Here is a 23,835-nt window from a genome sequence, read left to right on the forward strand (position 1 = left end):
GGGGAACGCGAAGGGAACGCGAAGGGGCTGCACCCCCCTCCGAGTGCAGCCCCTTCACTCACCTACCGGTGAGGCGCGCGCCTCAGGCGGCGGCGCCTGCGTTCTTGCGGCGGCGCACGACGAACATCGCGCCGGCACCCAGCACCACGGCCGCGCCGCCCGCGAGGGCGATCATCGACGTGCTGGAGGAGGAACCGGTCTCGGCGAGGCTGCCGGTGACCTTGCTGGTGTCACCGGCCGGCTTCGTGACGGGCACGGGGACCTTGCCGCCCTCCTGGGGCTTCGTGCCGTCCTCGTCACCGGCCTTGACGATCTGGAACTTGTAGGCGACGTCCGTGAAGCACGGCAGGGCCAGCTCCTCGCCGAAGACGAGCCCGCCGCCGAGGCTGAAGCCGGCGCCCACCGGGGCGCTCGCCGCCACCTTGAGGCGCAGGTCGATGTCGACCTCGTAGCCGGGCTTGATCTCGTCGGTCTCGCCGACGTAACCGGACGACGTGTCCAGGCCCAGGTCCTCCCAGGTGCCGTCCGCCTCGTTGAGGGCCTGGAGCCGGACCTGCTTGGTGGTGAAGAGCTGCTCGCCCGCCTTGTCGGCTGCGGCGCCCGCGAAGAACGCCACGTTCTTCACGGTGTTCTCCGAGTCGTTGTAGACGTTGAAGGTGAACCGGTCCCAGCCACTGCCCCGGACGATCTTGCCGGAGAGGCCGTTGATGGAGAGCTCCAGAGGACGCGGCTCGCACTCGTCGAGCGGATCGCCCTCTTCCTCCTCCTCTTCGGTCTCCGAAGCGCTGGGCGTCGGCGTAGCGGACGGGGTCTGCGACTCGGTGGCGGTCGGGGTGGGGGAGGCCGTCTCGGGCGTGGTGCCCTCGGACGACTCCGTGGACTCCGGAGTGACCGTCGGGGACGGCGAGGTGGACTCGGTGTTCTCCGGGGTCACCGTGTCGGACGGTGTCCCGCTCGGCGTCTCGGCCGGCGTGGGGGAGACGGTCTCGGTCGTCGTGGTCTCGGTGTCCGCGAACGCGGTCGGTGCGGAGAGCAGGACGACCGGGCCTATGACGGCGGTTGCGGCAGCGAGTGCCAGGGTGCGGCGAAGCTTCATCTGTGGCCTCAGCGGGTCCGTGGTAGCGCTTGGGTCGCGGTACCTGAAAGGAGTGAACGGGCCTGCCGTTGTGGGGACGGAACGAGCCGTTGTGTTCGCCATGCATGACCTGTGAAGGCCCGCAACGGTTGTCCCTGGTTTCACAGAATCTTTATGTGGCGCTCGCCACATCCCCGGGCCGTTCGCGCCGCGTGAGTGTGGTCCGAGGGCGGCCGGCCCCGGGCGTCCCCGGGACCGGTCGCACATGGGGTGACCGGCCCGCTGTCCCCTGCCGGCCGGTCACACACGCCGGGTCGTGGTCCCACGACGCACCTGCGGTACGTCACACGTCCCGGCGGGGCCATGCGTGGATTCCTGCCGCTGCCGCCCCTGGCTGGCACGGACACCAGGACCAACGAAGCCGTCCGGGGCCCGGTCACGCGCCGTACGGGTGAGACCGGGCCCGAACGCGGGTGCGGCCGTACAGCCTTCCCGTACGTCACACCCGGCCGCGGCACAGTTCCAGCAGTGTCATGGCGAGGGCTGTGCCCGGCTTGCCCAGGGCGTCGCTGTAGTGGCTGAGGACGTCCATCTCCCGGGACAGGTTCACCCGGCGGCCGCCGGACGTGATCCTCGCCTCCTGGATGACCGCCGAGACGGCCATCCGTTCCTGGACGAGGCCGATGATCCGGTCGTCCAGCGCGTCGATGCGCGTCCGTGCGTCGCCGATCAGGGAGGCGGCCTCGCCGGTGTGCGCGCCGGTCCGCTCGGCGGCGGTCTTCGTGGGAGCGGTGCTGTTCATCCGTGACTCCTGGTGGGGTGCGGCCCCCTGAGCCACAGGCCCGGAACGCCAGAACGCCCCGGGCCTGTCGGCCCGGGGCGCCTGGAACGTTGCTTGTCAGTTGCTCAAGCAGCACGACCATGGCAGCCGGCGGGCCGGGTGCCATAGGTAAAGACGAAGGTCGTGTGCTGACGCATGGGGCAAGTATGGACCCACCCCGGGCCCGGGTCCACGCCGGGCCCGGATGGTGAGACGGCAGTCCGGCGGGGCGTTGTCCCACGGCCGGTAGAATTGGCAGGACCGACCCCCTTCTCCACCGCCGGAAGGCCGCTCCCGTGCCAGCAGCACCCCCCGCCGCCGCCGACATCACCACCGACGTGGTCCTCGTCGTCGACTTCGGCGCCCAGTACGCCCAGCTCATCGCCCGCCGTGTCCGTGAGGCGCGGGTCTACAGCGAGGTCGTCCCGTCCACGATGCCGGTGGCCGAGATGCTGGCCAGGAACCCCCGGGCGATCATCCTGTCCGGCGGTCCGTCCTCGGTGTACGCGCAGGACGCGCCCAGCCTCGACCGTTCGCTGTTCGAGGCCGGAATCCCGGTCTTCGGCATGTGCTACGGCTTCCAGCTGATGGCCACCACGCTCGGCGGCACGGTCGACGACAACGGCGCCCGTGAGTACGGCCGCACCCCGCTCGCCGTCTCCAAGGCCGGGTCCACCCTCTTCGAGGGCACGCCCACGGAGCAGTCGGTCTGGATGTCGCACGGCGACGCCTGCTCCGCCGCCCCCGAGGGCTTCACCGTGACCGCGTCCACGGACGTCGTACCGGTCGCCGCCTTCGAGAACGACGAGAAGAAGCTCTACGGGGTCCAGTACCACCCGGAGGTCATGCACTCGACCTACGGCCAGCAGGTCCTGGAGCACTTCCTCTACCGCGGCGCGGGCATCGAGCCGACCTGGACGACCACCAACGTCGTCGAGGAGCAGATCGCCCTGATCCGCGAGCAGGTCGGCGACAAGCGCGCCATCTGCGGCCTCTCCGGCGGCGTGGACTCCGCGGTGGCGGCCGCCCTCGTGCAGAAGGCCATCGGCTCCCAGCTGACCTGCGTGTACGTCGACCACGGTCTGATGCGCAAGGGCGAGACCGAGCAGGTCGAGAAGGACTTCGTGGCCGCGACCGGCGCGAAGCTGAAGGTCGTCGACGCGGAGAAGCGCTTCCTCGACGCCCTGGCCGGCGTGTCCGACCCGGAGCAGAAGCGGAAGATCATCGGCCGCGAGTTCATCCGCGTCTTCGAGCAGGCCCAGCTGGAGATCCTCCAGGAGGACGGCCCCGAGGTCGCCTTCCTCGTCCAGGGCACCCTCTACCCGGACGTCGTCGAGTCCGGCGGCGGCACCGGCACCGCCAACATCAAGTCCCACCACAACGTGGGCGGGCTCCCCGACGACATCGAGTTCCAGCTCGTCGAGCCGCTGCGCCAGCTGTTCAAGGACGAGGTCCGGATGGTCGGCCAGGAGCTCGGTCTGCCGGAGGAGATCGTCCAGCGCCAGCCGTTCCCCGGCCCCGGCCTCGGGATCCGCATCGTCGGCGACGTCACCAAGGAGCGGCTGGACCTGCTGCGCGAGGCCGACGCCATCGCCCGCGAGGAGCTGACCGCCGCCGGCCTGGACCGTGACATCTGGCAGTGCCCCGTGGTCCTGCTCGCGGACGTCCGCAGCGTCGGTGTCCAGGGCGACGGCCGTACCTACGGCCACCCGATCGTGCTGCGCCCGGTCTCCTCCGAGGACGCCATGACGGCCGACTGGTCGCGCCTGCCGTACGAGACGCTGGCGAAGATCTCCACCCGCATCACCAACGAGGTCGCCGACGTCAACCGCGTGGTGCTCGACGTGACGAGCAAGCCGCCGGGGACGATCGAGTGGGAGTAGTCCCTCCCGCAGGTTCGGTGCCGATGCCGTCGCTCGTTCGTCCGGGCGGCGGCATCGTCGTACCCGCTGGATACGTCGCGTCAGGGGACGAGGCCTCGGCGTAGGGGAGCGCCGCCTCTGAAATGCACTGGCACGATTCCGTCCTCCCGTGCCAGGGTGCGTCACCATGTCTGCCGAAGAAGTCCGCGCCCTCATGTCCGCCCCCGGTAACGACAGCCTCACCTGGAACACCCCGCTCTCCGAGGAACATGCCGCCCAGCTGATCTCAGCCTGCGCCCCCGCTCCCGGGGCACGCGTCGCCGACTTCGGCAGTGGCTGGGGTGAGCTGCTGATGCGCCTCGTCGAGGCGGCGCCCGGCTCCACGGGGGACGGCATCGAGACCGACGCGGAGGCCGTCGCGCGTGGCCGGCGCCTGGCCGAGGAGCGCGGGCTCGCCGACCGGGTGCGCTTCCACGAGGTACCGGCCGCCGAGTACCCGGGGGACGGCTACGACCTCGCCGTCTCCATCGGCGCCGCGCACGCCTGGCCCGGCGGCGCCCCGGAGGCGCTGAAGGCCCTGCGCGCCGCCGTACGGCCCGGTGGACGGGTGCTGTTCGGGGAGGGGTTCTGGGAGCGTGAACCCTCGCCCGCCGCCCTGGAGGGTCTCGGTGCGGAGCCGGACGACTTCGGCCCGCTGCTCGGTCTGATCCGGCAGGCGGAGGCGGCCGGGCTCCGGGCGCTCCAGGTGACCGTGGCCGACCAGCGCGAGTGGGACCTCTTCGAGTCCGCCGCCAACATCGGCCAGGGCGAGCGCTGGGCACTGGCCAGCCCCGGGCACCGGCTGCACGCCGCGGTGACCGAGGCCGTCGACGCCCGCCGTACCGGTTACTACGGCGGATATCGCGGGACGCTGGGCCTCGCCTACCTCGTACTCAGCGCCTGACAATCGCACATCTGTACAGCAGGCGCTCCCAGGCCGCCCCGATGCGGGACGGACTCGCCCCGTACGGCACAATTCGCAGAATTAAGAGGCGAGTTGGTTGTACCGGGGCGGGAAAGGGTGGCGTACTCCGTGGCGTTGGACGAGGCGAGGGCGAAGAGTGCGCACGGCGGTGGCTGTACGTGCGGCGACTGCCCGCACGGAGCACGCGAAGGGCACCGGCGAGCGGTGGCGGCCTTCCTCGCCAAGCGGGACGAACTCGCCTCCGGGCAGGGGCTGCCCAGCGGGGTCGCCCAGTCCGTCTCCGCCTCCAGGCAGTGGGTGTCGGACGAGCTGACCGAGTCGGCCCGCACCGTCGCCGAGCGCAGCCGCGAGGCCGGTGACGCCTGGCTCCACACGCTCTGGGTACGCACCCTCGTGGTCGTCTGGGGCGGCGTCGCCCTGCTCGTCATCGGCGAGGCCGTCACCGCCATCGGCGCCGGCTGGTCCACGGCCCGCACCGCGGGCCTGATCGCCGCACTCGTCACGGCGGGCCTGTTGACCGGCGCCGCCCGAGTCCACCGGGCCCGCGGCGGCCTCCTCGCCCCGCTGATCGGGGAGGACAACCGGCTCTCCACCTCGCGCACCGTCGCCGCCTCCTGGGTGCTGCTCGCCGTCTTCGCCGTGCTCGTCCTCGCGCTCCAACTGGCCGGGGCGTCCGACCACGCCGACCGCGACGCCCTGATCGAGGGTCTGGACCTGGTCCGCTCGGCCGGCGTGCTGACCGTGCTCGCGCTGGTGTGCGCCGTCGCCGTCGTCGTACGCCGGGTGGTGACCGTGCGCGTGCTGGGCCAGCGACTCCAGAAGCTGCGTGCCGACCGGCCGAAGGCCGCCGACCTGCTGACCGACGACTCCGGGCGCGGCAGCTTCACCGATGTGCAGTACGTGCTGGTCAGCACCGTCGCCGTGCTGTTCGCCGCGGTCCGCCTGGCCCGCCGCCCCGAGCAACTGCCGGATCTGCCGTGGGGCCTGGCTGTCCTCGTGGCCGTCTCGACGGCGACGTACTTCGCCGGGAAGTACACGGAGGGAGGCCGGCCGGTCATCCTCTCCGTCGTCCGCGCCCGGGAGGCCGGCGACCTGGACGCTCCGATCCGTACCGGTGACGACATCGAGATCCGCGGCGCCGGCTTCGTCCCGCCCGGCGCGGGCAGCCCCGACCGACTGGCACGTGTGGTCGTCAGGATCGGCCCGGTGCATGTGCACGTCCCCCTGATCCCGGTCAACGGAGGCTTCGCCAATCCGTCGGACACCGTGCTCACCGTGCCCGTGCCCGTCGAGGTCGAACCCGGCTCCGTGGAGGTACAGGTCGTCACGGCGGCGGGCGTGGAGACGAACTCCTGCCGCATCGACGTCACGGACTGAGCCGTATCCCTGGTGGGCGCTCCCTGACCGGCGTACGTATGGTCTGTTGAAAGGCCAACGGAAGGCGGGCAGTGATGCATGGGTACAGGGGCGGTTCCTACGGGCTGGACGAGCCGAGAAGTCTCCGGGACCGCGCACGGCAGTACGCGCTCCTTCCCCTGCGGATCTTCCTCGGCGTCACGTTCGTCTACGCGGGGCTCGACAAGCTGACCGACAACGCCTTTCTGTCGGCGAGCGGGACCGGCTCCCTCGGCGAGCTGATGCACGCCGTGCGTGACAGTGCGGCGATCCCGGGCCTCGTCGACCTGGCCCTGAAGAGCCCCGAAGGCTTCGGCTACGCCCTCGCGATCGGCGAACTCCTCGTCGGCCTCGGCACCCTGGCCGGTCTGTGGGCGCGGCTCGCGGCGCTCGGCGGTGCGCTGATCTCGCTGAGCCTGTGGCTGACCGTGAGCTGGCAGAGCACGCCTTACTACTACGGCAACGATCTGGTCTACCTCATGGCCTGGCTGCCCCTGGTGCTGGCCGGCGCGCCCTACTGGTCGTTGGACGCCCTGCGCGGGAACCGACGGGGTGGGCGCCTCTGAGGGGGAAGGTGGCGTCACGGCGGAGCGCGCCGGACACGGGCGGACGCTGCGGGATGAGCGCCCTCACCGGCCACGGCACGCTCTCCGCTCGGCGCGCCGTCACGTGTGCCGGCGACGCCTCACGTGTGTCACTGTGCCGCCGCCTCACGTGCGTCACGGCGCCGACGCAGCCGGTAGCTGAACCAGGTCACCGTCGCCGCCAGCGACAGGCCGCCGAGGAGCACGGGGGACACGAACGTCCACGGGATGTTCCAGGCCCCCGCCGCGTCCGCCGCGTAGCCGCCCGTCAGGGTCAGCATGACGAGGCCCGCCGACGCGCGGCCCGGCCGGAACTCATGACGCAGCACGGATGACCTCCAACTGTCCGATGCCGATGCCCATGCCCAGCTCGACGGTGCCGGCGGGCTCGCTGTTCCCGGGGGGTTCGATGGTCCGCAGGGTCCGCCGGTCGGGTGCGATGTCCACGTCCTTGCGCCGGTCGGAAGGGAACTGGATGTCGCCGAGGCCCGCTTCGGCGTCCACCTTCACCGTCACGCCTTCCGGTACGACGACCAGCGCGCGGCCCGCCCCCACCTCGACACGGGTACGCAGGGTGTCGCCCTCCGGGACGGTGATCCGGGACAGGTCGAGCTTCGCGACCCCGGTGCTGAGCTTGTACTGAGGCTGGACCGCCGCGACCGAGGCCGGGCGCCATTCCTCACGGATCCAGTCGGTGCCGATGTCCCGGGGCACGACGGAGGCTCCCGCCAGCAGTCCCGCGGTGATCACGGCCAGCAGGATCGTGCCGAAGCCGGTCCTGCCGAGTACGGAGGCGACCAGCAGGCCGAGGCCGAACACCCCGAGTGCCGCCGTGAGACCGATCTGCAGGCTCGCCCCCAGGGGCTGCGTCTCCCAGCTCAGGCCCGTGCCCAGGCCGCCCGCGACCAGGGCGAGCAGGAAGACGAGGCCGCCGATCGACCGCGGGCCCCGGGTGCCCGGCGCGCGGTAGGGCGGGCGGTACGGGGCGTCCGGGGTCGGCCCGCTCCCGCCGGCCTCCGCGGCCTCGGACGCCGCATCCGCGGGCCCCCACAGATAGCCGGTCCCCGGAGGGCCCGTGGTGCCGTCCTTGACGATCGGGTCCCGCCACCAGGACGGTCCGCCCGGCGTGGGGGGTGCCTTCACCTCGGGTGGCGCCCCGTGTCCGGCCGTGTGCGCCGTGCTCCACTGAGGCTGCGCCGTCGTACCCGGCGCGTCCTCCGTCGGGGCCGTCCTGCGGTGCTGCGTCCAGACCGAGAAACCGACGACGGTCAGCGACAGCATCGCCGCGAAGGCGAGCATCCCACCGTTGTGCAGCATCGACAGCAGCAGCCCGCAGCCCACCAGGGCCAGCAGCAGGGCGATCAGGGAGGCGCCCTCCACCCGGCCCGACAGCAGTCGGCGCGCCTCGTTCTCGTCCTCGCCCTCCACGGGGAGCAGCAGCCATGCGAAACCGTAGAAGATCAGGCCGATGCCGCCCGTCACCGCGAGGACGCCGAGCACGATCCGGAAGATCACCGGGTCCACGTCGCAGTACCGGCCGAGCCCGCCGCACACACCGGCCACGACCTTCTGCCGTGGGCTGCGCCGCAGCCGCGGTGCCGGCTCGGCGGGCGGAGTGACGCCGCGGGAAGCGTCCTGGGGAACCGTCATGGCTCCATGGTGACGGCCCGTACGCCCTCGTGGGACCCGCGACGACCCTGGCCGATCCCTGATATTGCGCCCCGAAGGCCCCTGGGGGCCCAGCAGGTCCGCTGCCCCGCGGGCCCTCGCCCCCACGTTCTCGCCCGCCCCGCGTCCCCGCCCTCAGGGTCGAGTCCGGGCAGACCCTGATGCCAGGGCACGCCGGAACATGTGACGATCGGTGCATGCCAGCAGCCACGACCAGAGCCCCGAGCTCGCACGCCCAGGATCCGGAGGAGCCGGCACCGCGCAAGCTGTACCGCAGCGCCGACGGACGGATGCTCGGCGGCGTCGCGCGCGGGCTCGCCGGGCATCTGGGGCTGCCGGTCGCCTGGGTCCGGTTCGTCTTCCTCGGGCTGTTCTTCGCGGACGGCCTCGGCGCCCTGCTCTACGCCGTGTTCTGGATCGTCGTACCCCTCGGGGTCGGCGGGGTCGGCGGGGCCCAGGCACCGCGGTCCCTCTTCGAGACCGCACCGGACGGCCGGCGCAGACTCCGCAAGCCGGACCAGGGCCAGGTCTTCGCCCTGATCGCGCTGCTCATCGGCGCCGTGATCTTCGTCGGCAACGTCGACATGGGCAGCGAGGCCGACCGCTACGTCTGGCCGGCGCTCCTGATCGGCGGCGGCTCCGTCCTGGTGTGGCGCCAGGCCGACAACGCGCGACGTGCCCGCTGGATGGAGGCCGGCCGTCACCGTCGGGCGCTGCACCTGGCGCGCGGGCTGGCCGGTGTCGCGCTCGTCGGCCTCGGCCTCGCCGCCTTCATGGTGGTGCGGGGTTCGGCGGCCCAGCTCGGCACCGCGCTGACCGCAGCCATCGCCGTACTCACCGGCATCGCGCTGCTCGCGGGCCCGTATCTCGTACGGATGACGCAGGACCTCTCCGAGGAACGCCTGATGCGCATCCGGGCCCAGGAGCGCGCCGAGGTCGCCGCCCATGTCCACGACTCCGTCCTGCACACCCTCACGCTGATCCAGCGCAACGCGGACGACGGAGGGGAGGTCCGCAGGCTCGCCCGCGCCCAGGAACGCGAGCTGCGCAACTGGCTGTACAACCCGGAGGGCACCGGCAAGGAGGAGGCCGAGGAGCCGACGAGCCTCGCCGAGGCGGTCAAGCGCGCCGCCGCAGAGGTCGAGGACAAGCACGGCGTCCCGCTGGAGGTCGTCGTCGTCGGCGACTGCCCGCTCGACGAGAAGCTGGCGGCGCAGATGCAGGCCGCACGCGAGGCGATGGTCAACGCCGCCAAGTACGGTGGCGAGGGCGGCGCCGTGCAGGTCTACGCGGAGGTCGAGGGCCGCACGGTCTTCGTCTCCGTGCGGGACCGGGGGCCGGGCTTCGACCTGGACGCCGTCCCGGACGACAGAATGGGCGTACGGGAATCGATCATCGGCCGGATGCAGCGCAACGGGGGTACGGCGCGGCTGCGTTCGGTGCCCGATGGCGGCACGGAAGTCGAGCTGGAGATGGAAAGGGCGGGCGAATGACCGAGAACACCGAAGCGACCGGGGGCCCGGAGCGCCGGGTACGGGTCGTGCTCGTCGACGACCACCGGATGTTCCGCACGGGCGTCCAGGCCGAGATCGGCCGCACCGAGGAGACCGGGGTCGAGGTCGTCGGTGAGGCCGCCGACGTCGACCAGGCGGTCACCGTGATCACCGCGACCCGTCCCGAGGTCGTCCTCCTCGACGTCCACCTCCCGGGAGGCGGCGGCGTCGAGGTGCTGCGGCGCTGCGCCCCGATGATGGGCGCGGCCGAGAATCCGGTGCGCTTCCTCGCACTGTCGGTCTCGGACGCCGCCGAGGACGTCATCGGTGTCATCCGCGGTGGGGCCCGCGGCTACGTCACCAAGACCATCACCGGCAACGATCTGGTCGACTCCGTCTTCCGGATCCAGGACGGCGACGCGGTGTTCTCGCCGCGGCTGGCCGGGTTCGTCCTGGACGCCTTCGCCTCGACGGACGCCCCGCCCGTCGACGAGGACATGGACCGGCTGACGCAGCGCGAACGCGAGGTGCTGCGGCTGATCGCCCGGGGTTACGCGTACAAGGAGATCGCCAAGCAACTGTTCATCTCGGTGAAGACGGTCGAGTCCCACGTCTCGGCGGTGCTGCGCAAGCTCCAGCTCTCCAACCGGCACGAGCTGACCCGGTGGGCGACGGCGCGACGGCTGGTCTGAGCCCCGCCGCCGCTCAGGAGGGGGCGAGCGAGATGTTGAGCTTCTCGCCGGTCCTGCGGTAGCCGATGCCGGCGTAGACCCGTTCGACGTCGGGTCCGCCCGGCTCCAGCCACACGGTGTGGAAGCCGCGCTCGAAGGCGGTGCGGGTCAGCCAGGCGGAGAGCGCCGCGCCGACGCCCCGGCGGCGGAAGGCGTCGGCGACGGCCAGTCCGGCGAGTTCGCCGATCCCGTCGGCCGGGACGGAGCAGCCGCCCGCGCCGGCGGGCCGGCCGTCCACGGTCGCGAGAGCCGAGACGCCGCCGCCCGCCGTCGCAGCGCGCAGCCAGGCGATCTCGCCGTCGTCGGGGCCACCCTCGCCACCGAACCCGGTGTGCTGGACGGCGGCGGCGGCGGTGAACTCCGCGTCGGTGACGGGCTCGGCGACGCGCAGCCCGTCCACCGGCTTGGGGGCGAGCAGGTCGTCGGCGGTGCAGGCCATGACCGGGGCGCGGTTCTCGATCGTGAAACCCGCGGCCAGCAGAGCCGGTTCGACGGCGGGCGCCCAGGCCGGCAGGAACTCCAGCCGGGGCAGCCGGTCGTGGGCGCGGAACGCCTCGACCAGGGCGGCGACGTCCCGCGCGGTGGGTTCGGCGTCCTGGTCGGGGATGGCGTAATTGGCGAACTTCAGGTCCCAGCCCGGATTGTGCCGCACCGTGAACGGGCCGACCCGGTAGTGGTCGGGGGAGCGCAGGGCGAGCGTGCGCGCGTAGTTCTGGATGGAGGTGTCCATGAAGACGGGAGCCTATGCGACCCGGGTCGCTCCCGCGAAGGGCATTTCGCTGACCGGCGCGATGCGGACGGGGGCGCCGGGGCGCGGGGCGTGGATCATCTGGCCGCCGCCGATGTAGAGCCCCACATGGGTGACCCCGGGGTAGAAGAACACCAGGTCGCCCGGAGCGAGTTCGGAACGGGACACGCGCGGGCCCGCGTTGATCTGGGTGTACGTCGTGCGGGGCAGGGACACGCCCGCGTCCCGCCAGGCGGCCTGGGTGAGGCCGGAGCAGTCGAAGGAGGACGGACCGGTGGCGCCCCAGACGTACGGTTTGCCGAGCGCCCCGTACGCGAAGGCGACGGCCTGTGCCGCACGGGCGTTGGGGGCGGTCACGGAGCCGCGCGGGGCGTCCCGGCCGGCCCGGACGGCGCTGCCGCCGTGGGCGGCGTCGGCCGAGCGCTCGTAGGCGGCGCGCTGGTCGGCGGTGAGGGTGGCCAGGAGTTTCCGGGCTTCGGCGAGCTTGGTGCGGACCGCGTCCTTGTGCTTCTTCAGCTCGGCCCGGCGGGAGGCCAGGACCGCGAGCTGGTCCTCGGCCCGGGCGCGCAGCCGCGCGATGTCGCCGATCTGCCGGCGTACGCCGTTGATCGCACCGGCCTGGCGGTCGCCCGCCCGGTCCTCGTAGGCGGCGCGCTCGAGGTACTCGTCGGGGTCGGAGGAGAGGGCCAGCCGGACGGCGGGGTCGATGCCCGCGCTGCGGTACTGCGCGGTGGCGTACGAGCCGAGGGTGTCGCGGGCGGCGTTGAGGCGTTCGGTCCTGCGGGCGGCCTCGTCGCGCAGGGTGTCGAGGGACTTCTCCGAGGCGGCCGCCTTCTCCTTGGCGCCGTTGTACTTCTCGGTGGCCACCTCGGCGTCGTGGTACAGCCGGTCGACCGTGGCCTCGACCTGGGCCGGAGTGGGCCGGGGGTCGGCCTGGGCGGCGCCCTCGAGGGCGGTCGCCGTCGCGGCCCCCGCCAGGGCGAGGGTGGCTGCGGTGCGGGCCGCAGGCCCGTTGAACAGGCGCTGCCTGGGCTTGCGGTGAGCGGCTTTCCGATCGGCGGCCACGGGGGTGGTGCGTCCTTCCGTTCGACTGCCCGCCGGGGGGTGCCGACGGGCCCGCCGGGGTCCTGCGGTGGGCCGTCACAGGGGGAGTGGCCCGCCGCCGGATTCCTGGCGGGGCGACCGGGACACCGCCCGGAGCGGTGGTGCGGAGCCGGTCACCTGGGCGGAACGCTAAACCCGGCGCGCGACGAAGAGGTGTAATGACAGTTATTGCCTGCATGTGCTGTTTCGTTGCTCGTGAATGACTGGGAAAATCGCCCGGAGTCCGGCAATTCGCTCAGACTCGTGATGCACTCATCGGTAAGTCGTACCTGGCCGGAGAGTGGTGATATGGCCGCGGTTAGGCTGCGGCCATGGACGTCCTCATCAAAGTCTTCGTTGCCCTGCACATCATCGGTATCGCCTCCCTGCTGGGCGGCTTCCTGACCCAGATGAAGGCCATGGGGGCGGGCACGGCGCGGTTCGTCCCGGCCATGCTGCACGGTGCGCTGACCATGCTCGTCACGGGCGTCGCGCTGGTCGGGCTCAACCAGGCCGACGACCAGAGCGTGAACAACGTCAAGATCGGAATCAAGCTGCTGGTCCTGATCGTGATCCTGGCGCTCGTCTATGTGAAGCGGGACGAGGAGAAGGCGGGCAAGGGCGCGTTCGCCGCGGTCGGCGGGCTGACGGTCGTCAACATCTTCGTCGCCACGCTCTGGACCTGAGCGGGCGGGTGCGACGAGTGAGGGGGCGGCCCGGCGGCCGCCCCCTCCTCCGTGTCCGGCGTCAGGCCGGGCGCACGCTGCCGTAGATCGGCATGGAGTAGATCGATTCCTCGCGGACGTCCGCACCCGGCTTCGGCGCGTGGATCATCATGCCGTCGCCCTTGTAGATGCCGACGTGGCTGATGTCGTCGTAGAAGAAGACCAGGTCGCCCGGCTTCAGGTCCGCCGTGGCCACCCGGGTGCCGACCTCGACCTGGTCCCAGGTGGTACGCGGCAGATCGACGCCCGCTTCCCTCCAGGCGGCCTGGGTGAGCCCGGAGCAGTCGTACGAGGACGGGCCCGTCGCTCCCCAGACGTACGGCTTGCCGATCTGGGCGGCCGCGAAGGCCAGGACCTTCTCGGCCTTCGTGGCGTAGCCGCTGTCGGAGCCGCCCGTGCCGCCGGCCCCGGTGCCCGTGGCGGGCTCCTCCCGCGCGGCCTCCTCCTCGGCGGCCTCCTCGGCCTTCTCCTTCGCGGCGGCCTGCTGCCGGGCCAGCTCCTCGGCCTTGCGCTCGGCCTCGGCCTCCTTCTTGCGCTCCAGCTCCGCGAGCCGCGCCTTCTCCTCGGCGGTCAGCTTCGACAGCAGCGTGCGCGCCTCGGTGAGCTTCGACTGCACCCGCTGCTTGCTGGCACGCAGCGTTTCCTGCGACTCGGTGAGCGTTTCCAGGCTCTTCGTCGCCTCGACGCGCTTCGCGGCCGCTTCCTGCTGCTGCGTACGGAAGTCGGCGACCACCTTCTGCTGCCGGCTGGTCATCCGGTCCATCAGCTGGTCCTGGTCGAAGTACGACTGCGGGTCGTCCGCGAGGAAGAACGTCACGGTGGGGGCGATCGAGCCGCTGCGGTACTGCGCGGCCGCGTAGCTGCCCAGTTCCCGGCGCGTCTCGTTGAGCTCGTCGGCCCGCTTCGCCGCGGCCTCCAGCAGGGCGTCGACCTCGGAGCGCTGCTCGGCCGACGCCGTCTTCGCCTCGTTGTACTGCTGGGTCGCGGTGCCGGCCTGCCGGTAGAGGGCGTCGACCTTCTCCCGCACTTCCTCGATGCCGGGCCTGGGCTCGGCGGGGGCGGCCGTCGCGTTCTGCGTGGAGAGCAGGGTGACGGAGGCGAGCGCCGCCGTCGTGAGACCGACGGCGGGGGTGGTGCGCCCCCGGGCGCGGGGCTTGCGATGCGATGCCAAGGCCGGCATCTCCTTCCGTGAACCGCTTACCGGGTTGGCGATGGGGGTCCCCAGGCCGTTCAGGCACGGGGGGAGGGTTCGGGCGGAACGGAAGGCTGCCCTACGGTCCGGTGGAGACGGGCCGATTCACCCCGGTGCTGCGTGTGGGTCCCCGGTTCCACGCTCCCTGCGGGGGAGTACGGATTCGGCGGGGGCACCCGTGCGGCGCGGTTCGCCTCAAGGGGGTACGGGGCACCCGTCGGAGCACGCTAGCCAACGCGTGGTGTGCCTGTGAAGGTTGATGTTCGATATGCCCGATACATTTTCGTGACCTTTCCCGGGCGGTGGTCCGCAGGGCCGGAATGCCACCCGGGACCTCACACACCGTGGCCGCTCCGTACCGCTGGGCGAACGGACCGGGCGCTTGTCGCCGATGCGGCCCAGGGTGTCGGTGCGGCCGCCTAGACTCGTGAAGCGATGAGCAGCCTCTTTGACGACAGTTTCCTGGCCGGCCTCCAGCAAGCGGAGGACGGCCCCCCGCCGCCCCCTGAGGAGCACGCGCCCGACGCGGTGCCGGAGGGCCTCTTCGAGGACGTCTTCGACGCGCCTCCGCCGCCTCGTGACGCCTACTACCGCGACGGCGCCCCGCGCCCCGTCGTCGATTCCGCCGCGCTCCTCGACGGGCTGAACACCGAGCAGCGCGCCGCCGTCGTGCACGCCGGGTCCCCGCTGCTCATCGTCGCCGGGGCCGGTTCGGGCAAGACCAGGGTGCTCACCCACCGGATCGCCCATCTCCTGGCCGAGCGCGGCGTGCACCCGGGACAGATCCTCGCGATCACCTTCACCAACAAGGCCGCCGGTGAGATGAAGGAGCGCGTCGAGGACCTCGTCGGCCCGCGCGCCAACGCCATGTGGGTCATGACGTTCCACAGCGCCTGTGTGCGGATCCTGCGCCGCGAGTCCAAGCGCCTCGGCTTCACCTCGTCGTTCTCGATCTACGACGCCGCCGACTCCAAGCGGCTGATGGCCCTGGTCTGCCGTGATCTGGAGCTCGACCCGAAGCGCTACCCGCCGAAGTCCTTCACGGCGAAGGTCTCGAACCTCAAGAACGAGCTCATCGACGAGGAGACGTTCGCGGGCCAGGCGGCGGACGGATTTGAGAAGACCCTGGCGCAGGCGTACGCGCTCTACCAGGCGAGGCTCCGTGAGGCCAACGCGCTGGACTTCGACGACATCATCATGACGACGGTCCACCTGCTCCAGGCGTTCCCCGACGTCGCCGAGCACTACCGCCGCCGTTTCCGGCACGTCATGGTCGACGAGTACCAGGACACCAACCACGCGCAGTACACCCTGGTGCGCGAGCTGGTGGGCCCGACCGGCGAGGCCGACGCCCCGGGCGAGCTGTGCGTCGTCGGTGACGCGGACCAGTCGATCTACGCCTTCCGTGGCGCGACCATCCGCAACATCCTCCAGTTCGAGGAGGACTATCCGGACGCGACCACGATCATGCTGGAGCAGAACTACCGCTCCACGCAGACGATCCTCTCCGCGGCCAACGCCGTCATCGAGCGCAACGAGAGCCGCCGCCCCAAGAACCTCTGGACGAACGCGGGCGCCGGCACCCGGATCGCCGGCTACGTCGCGGACACCGAACACGACGAGGCGCAGTTCGTCGCCGACGAGATCGACCGGCTGACGGACGCCGGGGACGCGAAGGCCGGCGATGTCGCCGTCTTCTACCGCACGAACGCCCAGTCCCGTGTCTTCGAAGAGATCTTCATCCGCGTCGGACTGCCGTACAAGGTCGTCGGCGGAGTGCGGTTCTACGAGCGCAAGGAGGTCAGGGACGTCCTGGCCTACCTCCGGGTCCTCTCCAACCCCGAGGACACCGTCCCGCTGCGCCGCATCCTCAACGTGCCCAAGCGGGGCATCGGCGACCGGGCCGAGGCGATGATCGACGCCCTGTCGATGCGCGAGAAGATCTCCTTCCCGCAGGCGCTGCGCCGGGTGGACGAGGCGTACGGCATGGCGGCCCGGTCGGCGAATGCCGTGAAGCGCTTCAACACGCTCATGGAGGAGCTCCGCACGATCGTGGAGTCCGGCGCGGGCCCGGCGGTCGTGGTGGAGGCGGTCATGGAGCGGACCGGCTACCTCGCCGAACTCCAGGCATCCACCGACCCGCAGGACGAGACCCGTATCGAGAACCTCCAGGAGCTCGCCTCCGTCGCTCTCGAATTCGAGCAGGAGAGGGCGGAGGAGGAGGGTGCGGGCACCCTCGCCGAGTTCCTGGAGAAGGTCGCGCTCGTCGCCGACGCCGACCAGATCCCCGACGAGGACGAGGACGGCTCCGGTGTCGTCACGCTGATGACGCTGCACACCGCCAAGGGCCTCGAATTCCCCGTGGTGTTCCTGACGGGCATGGAGGACGGCGTCTTCCCGCACATGCGTGCGCTGGGACAGGTCAAGGAGTTGGAGGAGGAGCGCCGACTCGCCTACGTGGGCATCACGCGTGCCCGCGAGCGCCTGTATCTGACCCGGGCGGCGATGCGGAGCGCGTGGGGCCAGCCCTCGTACAACCCGCCGTCGCGCTTCCTGGAGGAGATTCCCGACCAGCACCTGGACTGGAAGCGCAAGGGACCGATGGCCGCCGCGGCGGGGCCGACGTCGGGCATCACGTCGTCGCTGTCCTCGTCGCGCTCGAAGTCCGGACCTTCGGGATTCGCGACCCGGCGCACCTCCGAGAAGCCGGTGGTCGCCCTGGTGGCCGGGGACCGGGTCACGCACGACCAGTTCGGCCTGGGGACGGTGACGGCGGTCGAGGGGTTCGGCGACCAGGCCAAGGCGACGGTCGACTTCGGCGACGAGCGTCCCAAGAAGCTGCTGCTGCGCTACGCGCCGGTCGAGAAGCTCTGACCCCGGCCGACCGGCGCATCAGGGGCAGCGACGCCGCCCTTCCCGCGCCGGTCGGTGCCGGTCGGTCTCAGTTCGGGCTGATGCCGTGGCTGCGGAGCCATGGCGTCGGGTCGATCGCCGAGCCGCCACCCGGGCGTACCTCGAAGTGCAGGTGCGGGCCGGTGGAGTTGCCGGAGTTCCCCGAGTAGGCGATGACGTCGCCGGCCTTGACCGAGCCGGAGCGGATCTTGGTGGTGCTGAGGTGGCAGTACCACGTCTCGGTGCCGTCGGCCGCGGTGACGATGGCCATGTTCCCGTAGGCGCTGTTGTACTGGGTGCGGACGGTGCCGTCGGTCGCCGCCATCACGGCGGTGCCGTAGGCCACGGGGAAGTCGATGCCCGTGTGCACGGACATCCAGTTCACACCGGCCTGGCCGTAGGCGGCGCTGAGTCCGTGCTGCGCCACGGGCAGGACGAACTTGGGACGCGCGGCCTCGATGCGCGCGGCCTCGGCATCGCGCCTCTTCTTTTCGGCCGCCTGGCGCTCCTTCAGGTCGATGCGCTCCTGGGTGCGGCTGGCACGGTCGGCGAAGTTCTCGGCGTCGGCACTGAGGTTGGCGAGCTGGGTGTCCAGCTTGTTGTTGGCCACGGCCGGCTTGACCGTCTCGGCGGCCGCCATGGCCGTGGTGTCGTCCTTGGTCTGCTCGCCTTCGCCGACGCCGCTCACCGACGCCGCGGCGATACCCGCGACGCTCATGACGCAGGCGGAGGGGACGGCGACGGTGAGGAGAGCGGAACGCTTCGCGGGGGTGCGGCGCCGGCCCCGGCTGCCGCCGCGCGGGGCGGTGGAACGGCTCCCCGGGCGCGGTACGGAGGCGGATTCCGTGGTGACGTCGGTGACCTCCGGCATCGGCTCGTGTCCGTCGGCCTCGGCAACCTCGTCGTACGCGCTCGGGTACGCCTGCTCCGGCGCGTCGGTTCCGCGGTCTCCGGCGGTTCCGGCGTGGTCGTGGGCGCCGGGCGAGTCGTGGCGGTCGAGGGAGCCGACGCCGTCGAGGGCGGAGAACTCGGCTGTCTCGTACGGCTCGTAGGGCGTCGACTGGTGTTCGTACGCGGCATGCGAAGTCTGTTCGGGCGCGTACGCGGCGTTCTCGGGCGTGGCGCCGGTGTTCCAGGCGGTGGCGTCGTAGGCGCCGGTGTCGGAGGCCGCGTAGCTCCCGTGCCCCATGGCCTCGAAGGCGGGAGCGGCATAGGTGCCGGTCGTGTAGGCCGTGGTGTCGAAGGTGGTGGTGGGGAAGGCGCCGGTGTCGCCCGTCGCCCACTGGTCGGCCTGGCCGGTGTGGTCCCAGCCCGCCGTGTCCCACTGGCCCGTCGCGTCCGGGGCCGCGGCCTGGGCCGGAATCTCGGCCTCGGGCATCCAGGTGGCGGCCGTGTCGTAGTCCTGGGAAACCTGCGGATGGGCCTGGGCCGCGCCGTAGGCGTCGTAGGGGACTTGTTGATGCGCGCCGGTGTCCCACTGGCCGCCGTCGTAACCGCCGTAGCCGCCGTCGTACGCCGGGGCGTAACCGCCGCCGTACGTCGTCTCCTGGCTGCTGTGGTCCTGACCCGGCAGGGAGCCGAAGAGCGGGTCCGTGTCGAAGCTGCCGGTGGGGCTGTCGTATCCGGCATACCCGGCGTGGGGGTGCTGGTCGTTCACCAACTTCTCTCTCGCCTCGGCAGCAGGACCTGTTCCGGGGTCCGGTGGGGGGATCCCAGGGTGAGTAGTGGCCGCGACTGTACCCGGCGGTAGACGAGGACGACAATCTTCGGTGGCCTTCAGTCCTTCAGGAATCGGGCAATCGGCCGCCTTTCGGTGAACCCCGGGGTCAGGCTTGGTTCTATGTTCGAGTTTTGTTCTATTTGACGGGAGGGTGTGCGGTGATGACGAGGCGTTGCAGCGGCCGCTCGTCAGGCGACGGAGGCGGGTCCCTGGACGTCGACAGCCATACCGTCGGACTCGAGCGCCTGGCGGATCGCGGCGGCGACAGCGGGATGCACCGGAAGAGCGAGGTGTCCGATGCCCGTGACGCGCACATTCACCGCGTCGAGGTCGGGGTGGTCGACACAGGCGGTCTCGACCGGGACCATCACCCGGTCCAGCTCGCTCCAGAAGCTGACGAACCGTGTCCGGCACCCCGGAGCGGGGCGGCGCAGCTCCTCGATCAGCTCGGAGCCACTGCGCATCTGGCGGACGATGGGGTGTGCGCCGGCCAGTGGGGCGGCCGCGGTGCCGCCGTGCGGCGTGCCGAGGGTGACGAGCGTGCGCACCCGACGGTCCCCGCCGAGCCGCTGCACGTAGTACCGCGCGATCAGGCCGCCGAGACTGTGTCCGACGATGTCGATCTCGCGGTGCCCGGTGCGCGCGCAGATCTCCTCCACGTGGCGGTCGAGCAGTTCGGCCGCCGTGCGGATGTCGCACGTCAGGGGCGAGTAGTTGAGCGACTCCAGATGGTGCCAGCCGTGCCGGGCCAGGGAGCGGCGGAGCAGGACGAAGACGGAACGGTTGTCGATGAAGCCGTGCAGGAGGACGACGGGAGGGGGGCCGCCCGCCGTGTTCGGCAGCGCGGCGGGCGTGTCCGCCGAACGGGTGGTCCTGCCGGGGCCGGCGCCGGGGTCGGGTGGAGGCGTGGGGATACGGCGCTCCGGGGTGAGGCCGGACGGGTAGATGAGCGCGTGCCCGGCAAGGATCACCAGCTCCAGCACAGTCGCTCTGATCAGCGTCGACGACAGCCAGGCGAGGTGCGGGCGCGGCAGGCGCGGCGGTAGGGGGAGGAAAGGCAGGATCTTCACGGCGACCTCCTGCACCGGCATGCGGGGGAGGCGGTTCCCCGCCCCGTACGCCCTCACGGGAGTCGCCGGCGATGCGGTACCGGCGGCCCTGATGCGACCGGGTGCCGTACCACCGTGCCGTGCGGCTGACGGCGCGGTGATACGACGACCTCATGGCGGCTCCCTGGCGGCGCTCCAGCGCGGCCGGTGACCGCCCGGTGCTGGGAACGACGCCGGCGAACATGTCCCATGTGTGATTTCCCCCTCCCGGTCCACCGCGAAACGACGCCGTGCGGGATGCTGTGGATAACGTTCGTTCACATCACCGGCCCTCCGGGCACGGGAGACGCATGTGGAGGCATTGATGGGTGTGACCGGTCCGATCCGTGTGGTGGTGGCCAAGCCGGGCCTCGACGGCCATGACCGCGGAGCCAAGGTGATCGCGCGGGCGCTGCGCGACGCGGGCATGGAGGTCATCTACACGGGGCTCCACCAGACTCCCGAGCAGATCGTGGACACGGCGATCCAGGAGGACGCCGACGCCATCGGCCTCTCGATCCTCTCCGGTGCGCACAACACGCTCTTCGCCAAGGTCATCGAGCTGTTGAAGGAACGCGACGCGGAGGACATCAAGGTCTTCGGCGGCGGCATCATCCCCGAGGCGGACATCGCGCCGCTGAAGGAGCAGGGCGTGGCGGAGATCTTCACCCCGGGGGCGACGACGGCCTCGATCGTCGACTGGGTGAACGCGCACGTCCGCCAGGCTGCGGAGGCCTGAGCCCGACCGCGCCCTGCTCCCGCGCTTTCCGGTCGGTGCCTCGCTCTCTCCGGTCGGTGCCTCGACCTCCCGGTCGGTGCACCGCTCTCCGCCCGTCGTTCGGGGCCGGCCCCGGGACCGACCCAGGGGACCCGGGGCCGATCCGCGTCAATCCAGGTCGGCCCTTGCCGTCCGTGCCACCGCGTCGTCCGTGCCGTCCTGGGCCAGCTCCGCGTCCATGGCGGCGCGCAGACGCAGGGTGGAGACCAGGCGTTGGAACGCCTCCGACCAGTAGCCACCCGCACCCGGTGAAGCGCCTTCCGGCTCGTCCGGCGTGGTGGTGAGCACGGCGAGCCGGTCCGCCTCGGCCGGGTTCAGACAGCGCTCGGCGAGACCCATCACCCCGCTGAAGCTCCAGGGGTAACTGCCCGCGTCCCGCGCGATGTCCAGCGCGTCGACCACCGACCGGCCGAGCGGCCCGTCCCAGGGCACGGAGCAGACGCCGAGCAGCTGGAAAGCCTCGGACAGGCCGTGCGCGGCTATGAATCCGGCGACCCAGAGCGCCCGTTCGGGAGGAGGCAGGGTGGCGAGGAGCTGCGACCGCTCCGCCAACGACGCCGTCCCGGGGCCGTTCGCCGGGGGTGTCGAGGGGGCGCCGAGCAGGGCCCGCGCCCAGTCGGGGTCCCGCTGCCGCACCGCGGCCCGGCACCAGGCGGCGTGCAGCTCCCCTGCCCATCCGTCGGCGACCGGCAGTGCCACAAGCTGCCGGGGCGATCGTCCGCCGAACCTCTCCTGCCAGGCACCGAGCGGCGTCGCCTCCACCAACTGTCCGAGCCACCAGGACCGTTCACCGCGCCCCGAGGGTGGTGCCGGAATCACGCCGTCGCGCTGCATCGCGGCGTCGCACTCGTGCGGCGCCTCCACGGCGATGGACACGGCGCCCCCCGTACGGTCGGGGTTCACGCAGGACGTGGCACGGGCTGCCATCCGCCGGGCGAGCGCCGAACCGGGCAGCGCGGACAGGAGCTCGGCGGCAGTGGAGCGGACATTGCGGCTACGGTCCGCCAGGGCCTCCTCCAGGAACGCCTCGTCGGCGCCGGAGAGGCCGGAGCGCAGGGAGTCGAGGAACATCAGCCGGTCCTCGGCCCGCTCGGTGGACCACGTGGTGGCGAGCAGAGCCCTGGCCGCGTCGGGATCCTGCTCCCGCACGGCCTCCAGCAGTGCGACCCGCTCGGCGAAGAGGCCCTCCTCCCAGAGCCGGCGCACGGCTTCCGGATCCGCTGTCTCCGGCCGCTGGGCGCCGCGTGAGGTGGTGCGCAGCGCGAACTTCCACTCCGGATTCAAGGCGGCCAGCCACAGGCCGCGCGGCCCCGCGAACGTCAGCACGTGCGGACGCAGATCCGTGCGTGCTCTCGCCGCGTCCAGCAGCGCGGGCAGCAGCTCCGCCGGGGCCCGGTAGCCGTGCGCACCGGCGGAGGCCAGCCACTGGGGGATCAGCTCGGTGAGATCGGGAGCCGCTCCCCGGCGCCCACCGCTGGGGGGTGCCGAGCGGTCGGCGAGCAACTGGGCGAGCCGGCGGCGGGCGGCGGCGGGCAACGGTGGGCGGGAATCGGCGGGTGCGGGCTCGGGCAGGGCGGCCCCGGTGGCCGGCCGCAGAGCAGCCCTGCGCCGCACGGTGTGCACCGCCGCCATGTCGAGCAGCGCCGCCGGGCCGACCGCGGCTCCGCCCTCCGACCGGAGCGGGCGCCGGTCGGTGCCGAGCAATGCCGAAGTGACGAGGTCTTCCCACGGGGCCCTTACGGGCGAGCCGCCGGCCACTCCGGTGGTCGGGAGGGTGGACGTGCCGGTGGTCGTGCCGGTGGTCGTGACGGTGGTGGGCATCGGATCCCTTCCGTTGCTCCGGGGAGCGTGGGCCGAGGCGGCGTCGGCCGAGGCAGTGGTGGATCGAGGGCCGGCAAGCGGGACGGCGCGGTACTTCAGACGAGTGCCACGGCCGCCCTCGCCCCGACGTCGTCGGAACTGTCGGGGCGCCAGGCCGCGAGCGGGTCGAAACCCCGGTGCCCGCACTCGCCGAACACCGTCAGAGGGCTGCCGCCGGAGAGCGCGACGAGCTTCCACAGGCCCGGCCTGGACAGCGCCGCGGGCGCGACCGGCAGGGCCGAGCCGTCCGCCGCTCCGACCAGTTGCCAGCCGTCCCCGGACGGCGCGGGTACGACGTCGCACAGGGTGACCGGCCAGGCATCGAGCCAGGGGTCGTCCCGCAGCGCGTGGCCGTACGCGGTGAGGGCGTCGGCCGTCGTACCGCCGGGCGGGGGCGCGGTCGCGGCCGCCGGCTCGCCGAACCGCTCACCCAGCTCGGCCCGCAGTCTCCCGCCGCCCGGATACGTCGTCACCTCGGCGTCGATCACCGTGCCCACCGGCAGCGCCTGGGCGGGGGCACGCCCCGGTGCTCCGTAGGACAACAGCAGTGCGATGCGCCCCGATTCCCTCCCGTGCAGCCAGATGCGGCGGGTCACGATGCGGCCGTCCGGTGTGTCGTACTGGGCGAGGACCAGCCAGTCGTCGCGGACGGCCGGTCCCTCGGCCGACGTGGTCAGTCCCACCCTCGAACGGACGGTCGCCGCCAGCGGACCGGGCAGGCGGTCGAGCCCGAGCCAGGCCGAGTCCAGCAGATGCAGCAGCGCGCACCCCTCCAACAACCGGGCCGGCCAGCCTGTCCCCGACCCCGCAACCGATCCCAACTCCCGTACGCGATGGGCGAGCCCAGGGGCCTGGGCGTCGACCATGCGGGCCGCCGTCTCCTCCCACAGCCCGTATTCCGGCCCGTCGGCCGCCGCGAGCCCGCCCCGCAGCAGATCCCTGAGCCGCCGGTCCAGCTCCTGTGCGCCACCCGTGATGCGAGCGGCCCTGCGGTCGGCGCGGCGGGCCGCCGCCCGGCCGGCCTCGCGTGACCCGCCGTCAGGAGCGGTGTCCGGACCCCGCTCCCTCGTCCGGCGCTCCACCGGGCCGGTGGAGCGCCAGGGTTCTCCCCCGTGAGATAGCACCATGGAACCGACCGTAGAGCGTGGCACTGACAA

The 23,835-nt window shown here is 72.1% G+C and carries 20 protein-coding genes; 9 read left to right on the plus strand and 11 right to left on the minus strand.

What is annotated here, in order from left to right; all coding sequences use genetic code 11:
• Positions 1–82: 82 nt before the first annotated feature.
• Together ACFYSH_RS02600 and ACFYSH_RS02605 are read right to left on the minus strand one after the other, a co-directional pair.
• Positions 83–1,096 carry an LAETG motif-containing sortase-dependent surface protein gene (locus ACFYSH_RS02600; RefSeq protein WP_359469649.1) on the minus strand — a complete coding sequence of 338 codons (1,014 nt, stop codon included), beginning with the start codon at positions 1,094–1,096 and terminating at the stop codon, positions 83–85.
• Between the two features lie 478 nt (positions 1,097–1,574).
• A complete protein-coding gene (locus ACFYSH_RS02605) occupies positions 1,575–1,877 on the minus strand; it encodes a chorismate mutase (RefSeq protein WP_388750473.1) in 303 nt (100 codons plus the stop codon).
• Positions 1,878–2,191: 314 nt separating this feature from the next.
• Between ACFYSH_RS02605 and guaA the strand changes: the two genes are divergently transcribed.
• The 4 genes from guaA to ACFYSH_RS02625 all read left to right on the plus strand — a co-directional run bounded on the left by guaA (position 2,192) and on the right by ACFYSH_RS02625 (position 6,682).
• Complete coding sequence (gene guaA / locus ACFYSH_RS02610; RefSeq protein ID WP_359469653.1) at positions 2,192–3,778, plus strand: glutamine-hydrolyzing GMP synthase; 1,587 nt, start codon at positions 2,192–2,194, stop codon at positions 3,776–3,778.
• A gap of 166 nt (positions 3,779–3,944) precedes the next feature.
• Entirely contained in the window at positions 3,945–4,700 is a 756-nt protein-coding gene (locus tag ACFYSH_RS02615; protein ID WP_359469656.1) for a class I SAM-dependent methyltransferase, read from the plus strand.
• A gap of 129 nt (positions 4,701–4,829) precedes the next feature.
• Entirely contained in the window at positions 4,830–6,098 is a 1,269-nt protein-coding gene (locus ACFYSH_RS02620) for a hypothetical protein (protein ID WP_359469659.1), read from the plus strand.
• Positions 6,099–6,172: 74 nt separating this feature from the next.
• Positions 6,173–6,682, plus strand: coding sequence for a DoxX family protein (locus ACFYSH_RS02625; RefSeq protein WP_388750477.1), 510 nt, complete (start codon positions 6,173–6,175; stop codon positions 6,680–6,682).
• 128 nt (positions 6,683–6,810) lie between these two features.
• Here the strand turns inward: ACFYSH_RS02625 and ACFYSH_RS02630 are convergent, their stop codons facing one another.
• Both ACFYSH_RS02630 and ACFYSH_RS02635 read right to left on the minus strand, forming a co-directional pair.
• On the minus strand, positions 6,811–7,029 hold the full coding sequence (locus ACFYSH_RS02630; protein WP_388750480.1) for a hypothetical protein: 219 nt from the start codon (positions 7,027–7,029) through the stop codon (positions 6,811–6,813).
• Entirely contained in the window at positions 7,016–8,350 is a 1,335-nt protein-coding gene (locus ACFYSH_RS02635; protein ID WP_359469666.1) for a PspC domain-containing protein, read from the minus strand. The genes ACFYSH_RS02630 and ACFYSH_RS02635 overlap by 14 nt, the downstream gene beginning before the upstream one ends.
• Positions 8,351–8,565: 215 nt before the next feature.
• Between ACFYSH_RS02635 and ACFYSH_RS02640 the strand changes: the two genes are divergently transcribed.
• Together ACFYSH_RS02640 and ACFYSH_RS02645 are read left to right on the plus strand one after the other, a co-directional pair.
• Positions 8,566–9,861 carry a PspC domain-containing protein gene (locus ACFYSH_RS02640; protein ID WP_359469669.1) on the plus strand — a complete coding sequence of 432 codons (1,296 nt, stop codon included), beginning with the start codon at positions 8,566–8,568 and terminating at the stop codon, positions 9,859–9,861.
• The gene (locus ACFYSH_RS02645; protein WP_359469673.1) at positions 9,858–10,553 is read left to right on the plus strand and encodes a response regulator transcription factor; all 696 of its coding nucleotides are present in this window, start codon (positions 9,858–9,860) and stop codon (positions 10,551–10,553) included. The genes ACFYSH_RS02640 and ACFYSH_RS02645 overlap by 4 nt, the downstream gene beginning before the upstream one ends.
• Positions 10,554–10,566: 13 nt before the next feature.
• Here the strand turns inward: ACFYSH_RS02645 and ACFYSH_RS02650 are convergent, their stop codons facing one another.
• Both ACFYSH_RS02650 and ACFYSH_RS02655 read right to left on the minus strand, forming a co-directional pair.
• The gene (locus ACFYSH_RS02650; protein WP_388750485.1) at positions 10,567–11,322 is read right to left on the minus strand and encodes a GNAT family N-acetyltransferase; all 756 of its coding nucleotides are present in this window, start codon (positions 11,320–11,322) and stop codon (positions 10,567–10,569) included.
• A 12-nt stretch (positions 11,323–11,334) separates the two neighbouring features.
• Complete coding sequence (locus ACFYSH_RS02655) at positions 11,335–12,405, minus strand: NlpC/P60 family protein (protein WP_359469678.1); 1,071 nt, start codon at positions 12,403–12,405, stop codon at positions 11,335–11,337.
• Between the two features lie 350 nt (positions 12,406–12,755).
• On the opposite strand from ACFYSH_RS02655, the gene ACFYSH_RS02660 reads away from it, so the two are divergent.
• Positions 12,756–13,109, plus strand: a complete 354-nt coding sequence (locus ACFYSH_RS02660; RefSeq protein ID WP_359469681.1) for a hypothetical protein — start codon at positions 12,756–12,758, stop codon at positions 13,107–13,109.
• Between the two features lie 61 nt (positions 13,110–13,170).
• Here ACFYSH_RS02660 and ACFYSH_RS02665 read toward each other — a convergent pair whose 3' ends face one another.
• Positions 13,171–14,328: an NlpC/P60 family protein gene (locus tag ACFYSH_RS02665; protein ID WP_359469684.1), complete on the minus strand. Its 1,158-nt coding sequence runs from the start codon at positions 14,326–14,328 to the stop codon at positions 13,171–13,173.
• Positions 14,329–14,775: 447 nt separating this feature from the next.
• Here ACFYSH_RS02665 and pcrA point away from each other — a divergent pair, with 447 nt between their 5' ends.
• Positions 14,776–17,214 (plus strand): DNA helicase PcrA, encoded by a 2,439-nt coding sequence (pcrA, locus tag ACFYSH_RS02670; RefSeq protein WP_359469687.1) that lies wholly within the window; start codon positions 14,776–14,778, stop codon positions 17,212–17,214.
• A 67-nt stretch (positions 17,215–17,281) separates the two neighbouring features.
• Here the strand turns inward: pcrA and ACFYSH_RS02675 are convergent, their stop codons facing one another.
• On the minus strand, positions 17,282–18,889 hold the full coding sequence (locus ACFYSH_RS02675; RefSeq protein ID WP_359469691.1) for a M23 family metallopeptidase: 1,608 nt from the start codon (positions 18,887–18,889) through the stop codon (positions 17,282–17,284).
• A 251-nt stretch (positions 18,890–19,140) separates the two neighbouring features.
• The gene (locus ACFYSH_RS02680; protein ID WP_359469694.1) at positions 19,141–20,022 is read right to left on the minus strand and encodes an alpha/beta fold hydrolase; all 882 of its coding nucleotides are present in this window, start codon (positions 20,020–20,022) and stop codon (positions 19,141–19,143) included.
• A gap of 343 nt (positions 20,023–20,365) precedes the next feature.
• Between ACFYSH_RS02680 and ACFYSH_RS02685 the strand changes: the two genes are divergently transcribed.
• Entirely contained in the window at positions 20,366–20,779 is a 414-nt protein-coding gene (locus tag ACFYSH_RS02685; protein ID WP_359469696.1) for a cobalamin B12-binding domain-containing protein, read from the plus strand.
• Positions 20,780–20,926: 147 nt separating this feature from the next.
• Here ACFYSH_RS02685 and ACFYSH_RS02690 read toward each other — a convergent pair whose 3' ends face one another.
• Together ACFYSH_RS02690 and ACFYSH_RS02695 are read right to left on the minus strand one after the other, a co-directional pair.
• Entirely contained in the window at positions 20,927–22,639 is a 1,713-nt protein-coding gene (locus tag ACFYSH_RS02690; RefSeq protein ID WP_388750491.1) for a DUF5691 domain-containing protein, read from the minus strand.
• A gap of 95 nt (positions 22,640–22,734) precedes the next feature.
• Entirely contained in the window at positions 22,735–23,805 is a 1,071-nt protein-coding gene (locus ACFYSH_RS02695; protein ID WP_388750494.1) for a hypothetical protein, read from the minus strand.
• Positions 23,806–23,835 lie beyond the last annotated feature (30 nt).

This window comes from Streptomyces sp. NPDC005791, from assembly GCF_042871485.1.
Taxonomy (GTDB): Bacteria; Actinomycetota; Actinomycetes; order Streptomycetales; family Streptomycetaceae; genus Streptomyces.

Excerpts from the sequence above, each read along its gene's own strand:
- ACFYSH_RS02600 (WP_359469649.1), bottom strand. The coding sequence starts at position 1,096 with ATGAAGCTTCGCCGCACCCTGGCACTCGCTGCCGCAACCGCCGTCATA.
- ACFYSH_RS02605 (WP_388750473.1), bottom strand. The coding sequence starts at position 1,877 with ATGAACAGCACCGCTCCCACGAAGACCGCCGCCGAGCGGACCGGCGCG.
- ACFYSH_RS02615 (WP_359469656.1), top strand. The coding sequence starts at position 3,945 with ATGTCTGCCGAAGAAGTCCGCGCCCTCATGTCCGCCCCCGGTAACGAC.
- ACFYSH_RS02625 (WP_388750477.1), top strand. The coding sequence starts at position 6,173 with ATGCATGGGTACAGGGGCGGTTCCTACGGGCTGGACGAGCCGAGAAGT.
- ACFYSH_RS02635 (WP_359469666.1), bottom strand. The coding sequence starts at position 8,350 with ATGACGGTTCCCCAGGACGCTTCCCGCGGCGTCACTCCGCCCGCCGAG.
- ACFYSH_RS02640 (WP_359469669.1), top strand. The coding sequence starts at position 8,566 with ATGCCAGCAGCCACGACCAGAGCCCCGAGCTCGCACGCCCAGGATCCG.
- ACFYSH_RS02645 (WP_359469673.1), top strand. The coding sequence starts at position 9,858 with ATGACCGAGAACACCGAAGCGACCGGGGGCCCGGAGCGCCGGGTACGG.
- ACFYSH_RS02650 (WP_388750485.1), bottom strand. The coding sequence starts at position 11,322 with ATGGACACCTCCATCCAGAACTACGCGCGCACGCTCGCCCTGCGCTCC.
- ACFYSH_RS02660 (WP_359469681.1), top strand. The coding sequence starts at position 12,756 with ATGGACGTCCTCATCAAAGTCTTCGTTGCCCTGCACATCATCGGTATC.
- ACFYSH_RS02665 (WP_359469684.1), bottom strand. The coding sequence starts at position 14,328 with ATGCCGGCCTTGGCATCGCATCGCAAGCCCCGCGCCCGGGGGCGCACC.
- pcrA (WP_359469687.1), top strand. The coding sequence starts at position 14,776 with ATGAGCAGCCTCTTTGACGACAGTTTCCTGGCCGGCCTCCAGCAAGCG.
- ACFYSH_RS02685 (WP_359469696.1), top strand. The coding sequence starts at position 20,366 with ATGGGTGTGACCGGTCCGATCCGTGTGGTGGTGGCCAAGCCGGGCCTC.
- ACFYSH_RS02690 (WP_388750491.1), bottom strand. The coding sequence starts at position 22,639 with ATGCCCACCACCGTCACGACCACCGGCACGACCACCGGCACGTCCACC.
- ACFYSH_RS02695 (WP_388750494.1), bottom strand. The coding sequence starts at position 23,805 with ATGGTGCTATCTCACGGGGGAGAACCCTGGCGCTCCACCGGCCCGGTG.